This window comes from Prevotella conceptionensis 9403948, from assembly GCF_000312305.1.
In the GTDB taxonomy this organism is placed as follows: Bacteria; Bacteroidota; Bacteroidia; order Bacteroidales; family Bacteroidaceae; genus Prevotella; species Prevotella conceptionensis.
The window spans coordinates 106,289-112,910 of record NZ_HE999448.1; the positions used below are offsets into that span (position 1 = coordinate 106,289).

General features: G+C 52.1%; 3 protein-coding genes and 1 pseudogene. All 4 read left to right on the forward strand.

The features are described from left to right. A pseudogene (locus BN93_RS09865) lies at positions 1-2,746 on the forward strand (SusC/RagA family TonB-linked outer membrane protein); the annotation flags it as partial. 17 nt (positions 2,747-2,763) lie between these two features. Continuing rightward, positions 2,764-4,386, forward strand: a complete 1,623-nt coding sequence (locus tag BN93_RS09870; RefSeq protein ID WP_044260373.1) for a RagB/SusD family nutrient uptake outer membrane protein — start codon at positions 2,764-2,766, stop codon at positions 4,384-4,386. 29 nt (positions 4,387-4,415) lie between these two features. Beyond that, on the forward strand, positions 4,416-6,137 hold the full coding sequence (locus BN93_RS09875; RefSeq protein WP_044260487.1) for a BACON domain-containing protein: 1,722 nt from the start codon (positions 4,416-4,418) through the stop codon (positions 6,135-6,137). Between the two features lie 11 nt (positions 6,138-6,148). Next, positions 6,149-6,622: subtilase family N-terminal domain-containing protein (locus BN93_RS09880; RefSeq protein ID WP_044260375.1), on the forward strand; the 474-nt coding region annotated here is incomplete at its 3' end.

Consider the following 6,622-nt stretch of genomic DNA (forward strand, 5'->3'; position numbering starts at 1 on the left):
CACCCCAGATGGACGTTCGGATCGGAACCCTCCGACCTGACGGTTGAACGACGTTGTTGTGGTGGGTTACATGGAACGTAAGGTGGCCAACACCTCGGCCTCTGTGGTAAAGGTAACGGCCAAAGACCTAGCCATGAAACCCGTGGCCAACCCATTGGATGCCGTTCAGGGCAAAGTAAGCGGCTTACAGGTGTTCTCCTCGTCGGGCGAACCCTCTTCGCGCCTGTCGATGGCTTTGCACGGGCAAGGTTCGTTGGGCGCAGGTACGGGCTTGCTCATCATCCTCGACGGCATGCAAGTTAGTATGGCCGTGCTACAATCCATGAACGCCAACGACATAGAGAGTGTTCAGTTCTTGAAAGACGCTGCGGCCACGTCCATTTATGGCGCACGTGCAGCCAACGGAGTGATGTATGTTACCACCAAACGCGGCCGAACAGAGACGCGCCCCACCATCAATCTTAGGGCGCAGTACGCCGTTTCGTCGTTGGCAAACACCGATTATTTCGACCAACTGATGACTGGGCCCGAACTATTACGCTATTATCAGGAAACGGGTATTTACACCGCCGACCAAATAGCGGCCTTAAAGAGCAAGTATTTCAAGGAAACCGACTTCCAATGGTATAAGTATGTGTACCAGCCTGCGCCCATGTACACGGCCGACGTGTCGGTATCGGGCGGCACATCTGCCGTTAGGTACTACCTGTCGGGCGGCGCATTGAGCCAAGACGGACTGCGCATGGGGTCGAGTTACAAGAAAGCCTTCGGCCGCATCAACCTCGATGCGAAACTGGCCGAATGGGTTCGCGCCGGCATAAACACCCAAATAGCATACGACGATACGCACGTTTCGCCCTTCGGCAACAACAATGCCGTGGGCGGTGGCGTTGCAGCCATGAACGCACCCTTTGCATCGCCCTACGACCCGAGGACGGGAGAAGAACTGGAACGCGTGCCGCTGCTCGACATCACTACGCCTAAGCATGTTATTTCTACCAACCCGGCAAAGACCAACGCCTTTATCCTGTCGGCTAACGGCAACCTTACGCTCACGCCGATAAAGAACCTAACCTTGCGTTCGCTTGTGGGATTGGAGCTGAATTATGGCGATAGCCGCTCGCGTACCTTGCCTAGCTACTATCGCGCATACGGCAATGGCAGCGCCGAACGTGGCTACTCGATGGTGTCGAACTTCACCATCACCAACACGGCAGCCTATAACATGGGCTTTGGCAACCATCACGTTACCGCCTTGTTGGGACATGAATACACCAATTATAACGACGATGGTTTCTCTGCATCGGGTTCGGGCATCTTAGACGACCGCCTTAACCTGCTTAACAACGCCACACAAAAGAAGAATGTGGGCGAGGCAACCAACAGCTATGCTTTCCTTTCGTTCTTTACCCAGCTGTCTTACGACTTCTCCGAACGTTATTTCGTCGACTTGGTTTTGCGTAACGACGCCTCTTCGCGCTTTGGGCGCAACAAGCGCAACGGCTTGTTCTGGTCGGTAGGCTTGTTGTGGAAGGCTAAGGGCGAAAGCTTCCTTAAAGACGTATCGTGGCTTAACGAGTTAGACTTCAAAACGAGTTACGGAACACAGGGCAACTCTTCGATACCTCCTTACAGCACATCATCGTATGTAGGAAAAGTGGGACAGAAGAAAGGCGGTATGAGCCTTGGCTTTGTTAGTCTTGGAAATCCCGATTTGGGATGGGAACACCAAAGTAAGTTCACTGTGGGCGTGAAGGCTCGTTTGCTAAGTAGGCTGGACCTGAACGTGGAGTACTACAACCGTATAACGAGCAACATGCTCTTCGAAGTTCCACTGCCCTACACATCGGGTATGCCTGCCGGCAACGAAGGTTATGCCACTCGTTACGAGAATGTTGGGCGTTACCTGAACCACGGTATCGACTTTCAACTGGGCGCCGACATCCTTCGCGGTCGCGATTGGGGCGTTTCGGCCAACATTAACTTCAACTACAACCGCGATAAAGTGCTCGAACTGTTCGAAGGACGTCAGTCGTGGCACGAACCAGGCGGCCAACTCGCCTACATGGTAGGTAAGCCTGTAACCTTTGTACTTCCGCTTTATAAGGGCGTGAACCCCCAAACGGGCGTACCCGAATGGTATAAACCGGGCGCAGACAAGAACCAAACACGTCGCGACGACAACGACGTGGTGTCCGAATATTCTTCTTCGCTCAGTCAAAACACAGGCGTAAACGCTTACACGCCTTTTACGGGCGGTTGGGGCATTTCGGCTTATTGGAAAGGTTTCTACCTCAACGCCGACTTCTTTGTGGCTCTCGGTAAGCACATGATTTCGATGGATAAGCAGTTTTACGAGAACGATTATCACGTTCGCAACCGCGAAGGAAACTTCAATGGGTCGCGCAGATTGTTCGACTATTGGAAGAAACCGGGCGACAACACCGAATATCCCTCGTTGGCATGGGTGCGCCAAGCCAACCACCAAAGCAACTACGTGGACTCGAAAATGCTTGAAAACGCTTCGTTCATGCGCCTGAAAAACTTTACCTTGGGTTACGACATCCCCCGCAAGAGCCTTGGACGACAGAACATCGTACGCACGGCAAAAGTGTTCTTTACAGGCAGAAACCTGCTTACCTTTACCAAGTTCCGCGGTATCGACCCCGAAGTGAACCGCAATGTTTCGTATGGCGTCAATCCCAACACCAAGCAATTGAGCGTAGGTGTGGAGATAGGACTCTAACAACACACACACAAACAATGAACACGAATATGAAAACAACGAAGATATTATTATGGGCGTTTACGCTTGCGGCCATGCTCCAAGGGTGCAATCTAGACCGCGAACCAGCCGATTATATAGACTATAACGCCTCGTTTCGCAATATGCAAGATGCCGCCAAATGGGACAACGGCATCTATTCCACCCTTCGCGGCAAGTTCGGGGGCGGCTATGTGTTGCCCCAAGAGGCGCAAGCCGACATGCTTAACGCGCATGCAGCCTTCGGAAACCTCTATGGAGAGTTTCACGGATGGACCATCTTGCCCGAAAGCAGCGTGATACAAGAAATCTACCATTCGTATTATTCGGCGCTCGTAGATGCCAATGTGGTGATAAAAAAGTTGCCCCAGCTGCCCGTTAGCGAGGCCGAAAAGCCCACACAACGCCATTATTTGGGCAACGCATACTTCGCAAGGGCCTTCTATCACTTTAACTTGGCCTTGCGATGGGGAATGATCTACGATGCGGCCACGGCCGACAAAGACCTCGGTGTGGTGTTGGCATTAGAGCCAGGTTCGCTAGATAAACCCGCACGAGCCACCAACGCGCAGACCTATAAGCAGGTGTTGGACGATCTGAACGAGGCCGAAACGCTGTTGGCCGACGTTCCTACCATGCCCGGAAATACGGAAATAAACGCCGATGCGGTGCGAGCACTTCGTGCACGCGTGTACTTATATATGGGCGACATGGCCAAAGCTTACCAAGAGGCGAAGCAATTGGTAGACAAAAACACCTATCCGCTTATCGCTCCCTACACGGCAAAGCTTAACAGCGAGGGGAAAGTAACGCCCAGCGAAGACCCTTTTGCGCAGATGTGGTTCTATGATAAGGGTACCGAACAGATTTGGCAACCCTATGTGGCCAAGGAAAACGAAGTGCCTACGGTAACTTCGCTCTATGGTGCCGACCTTTCCACAACAACTCATTGGGACGAGGCCAAGCAGCCAAGCAAAGTGGGCGACTACAACAAACCGCCCTACGTGCCAACGCGCGAAGTGATTAACGACCTCTTTGCCAACGGAAACGACCACCGTGCACAAATCCACTTCGAGTTTGTAAATACCACGGTGAATGACGTGAATGTGTCTACACAGCTTTACGTTGTGTCTAAGTTTAAGGGCAACCCCAACTACGCAACGCTCACTAGCACCCATTGGGGCGGCTATGTTCCCAATGGAAATCAAGCACCCAAGCCTTTCCGCATCGCCGAACAATACCTCATTGTGGCCGAGGCAGCCTACAAACTGGGGAACACGGCCGATGCCCAAAGCTATCTTAACACCCTTCGCCAATCGCGTGGCGTGCCTACCACAAGCGCAACGGGCGACGACCTGTACCAAGAAATAAAGAACGAGCGCGCACGCGAACTGGCTTACGAAGGGTTCCGCCTTTGGGACTTGCGCCGTTGGAAGTTAGGTGTTCGCAAACGTACGATACAAGGTGCCAAGGGATATTATCAAGTGCCGGCATCGTTCTACGCAGGGGGCTACAAGGTAGACATACAAACAGGCAACAAGATGTTTGTGTGGCCGTTCCCCGACAACGAAGTGCAGATAAACCCGAACGTTAAGCAAAACCCTGGCTGGGATAAGCAATGACACATACGCTAACAAAAAACAAATACGCTATGTATAAGAATATAAAGATATGGGCTTTGCTCATCGTGGCATCGCTGGCTAGCGCATGCCAGAAGGATCTTACCTTGGGCGGAACGGAAGAGTTCGTTCAAGGCGAGGCGCAGACCCTCACTCTTAAACAAGAGGGCGAAACTAAGACGGTAAGCTTTGCAACACTTGGCGACGAATGGCAAGTGGAAAAAGGAGCTTACGATGCTTGGCTCACCGCGAAAAAAGTGGGACAAGCACTCGAACTAACGGCTACGGCCAACGAGGGAGCCGACGAACGCCAGGCCGAAGTGGTTCTGGCCACGCCCAGCGGCAAGCAAACGGTAACGGTTACGCAGTTCGGCACGGCGCCTTTCATTGCCGTAGACGGCAGCAATGGTACGGCTATCTTTAACCATGAGGCGCATACGGCCGTAGAACTGAACGTTATTTCCAACTCGGATAACTGGAGCGTGGAGCAAGTTGACAAGGAAAACAACAAATGGCTCACGTACGACGTCGACCAAAAGCAACGCAAGTTGAGGCTAACCCTCACCGCCATCGACCGCAACAGCCCTTGGGCGCAGAGCAGTAGAACCGAAAAGCTGTCCCTATCTAACGGAAACAAGCACTTCTTGCTCAGCGTAACGCAAAACGGATACGTGCAGTTCCAGCTGCCCGTGTGGGATTTGGACAACTTTAACTTGGCTCGTGTAACCGAACTTGAAGGCGAAAGGAACAACAGTCGCGACAAAGCGTTCGAGATAGACTCGCTCTTGCCGTTCAAAGAAGACGTAGATAAGATTTATTATGCGTTCCGTTCGCCCGGCGAACAATCACCTCGCATATTCTACACGCCCAACTATTACAGCAAACTCATTACTACCGCGTGGTTGAAGGCACCCAAAGGGAAGGAGTTCCAAAAAGAATCGTACGACCCGTGGTTGAAACAACAGAACTTTAAAGACGGCAACAAACAGCGTAATGCAACCGAAGCGCAATACTACTGCGAAGAAGAAAACCAAACACGACTGGTACACGTCTACAACGACCCCAACAACTTCAAGATGTTTGGCGGCATATATAAGAGTCCCTGCATGAAGTATGTGGTGAGTTCCAACGAACTGAAAGTGGGCAGCAACGGCAAGGCCACCTGTTTCCCCGTATTCATTTCCGAGCGCATGCACAACAAGTCGTTCAAGCTGCAAGAGGTGATTGAGTTTGAAAAGAAACGCGGAATGAAACCCGATTTCGAGAACCAATTCAACAGCGAAAAGATAACTACCACCACAGAAGACCCCAGCTGCAAGTACTCGCGCCTGCTCTTCGTACCCGAAAATGCCAGTTACGATGCCGGTTCGTTGGCCAATGTGATTTACTTCTTCAACTGGCGAGGCGTTACGCCCGAAGACATTGATGCAGGTTTGGTGGCCGATGCAGAGCTCAGCGGCACCGTTGGTTCGTGCCAAGTGTTCTACATGGGCGGCGAAGTGCTGTATAATCGCGAGGTGGAAGGCACTCCCGGCGTGTACGAATGGTACACCTATACCTTGCCAACCAGCACAAGGAACGCCATGGAAGAGAAGGGTTACAGCTACTTCCGTGGCGACAATAGCGGCTTTGTTACCTACTTCCGCGGCGAGGCCGACCTCATCGACATGCGTCCGCAGCAAACGCGTACGGTCATTACTTACTATAAGAGTAAGCATTATGTAGACCTAATCAAGAAAACCCTCAACTTATAGACACTCATCCAATGAAAAAGTTCAGAAAAATATATACATTGGCGGCTTGTATCACGTTGACCTTAGGCATGTTTTCGGCTTGTAGCGACGACTTGCTCTCCTCGCAAAACAACCCTAACGCTGCCCAAACCGCCGCCGACGAGGCCTTTCCTTGGCAACCCGGCATGGCTTTCATCAAACTGAAACCTGGCGTAAACCCCAGCACCCGTGCTGCAACGCAGAGCGTAACGCGTGCAAAGGTGTTCGACAACACCGACGTAAAGGTGGAACAGGTGTTCGACATGAACAACGAATATGCCGCATTGAAACGTGCAAGGGGGCTCGACCGATGGTTTGTTGTGAAATTCGACAGCACGAAGAACGTTGAAGAAGTTATCAACGAACTACGCCGCGACCCTGCCATCGAGAAGGCTCACGGCAACGTGCAGATTGCGCCCAGCAAGGTGAAGTACACCGCAGCATCGCGTGCGCCCATCCCCTCTAAC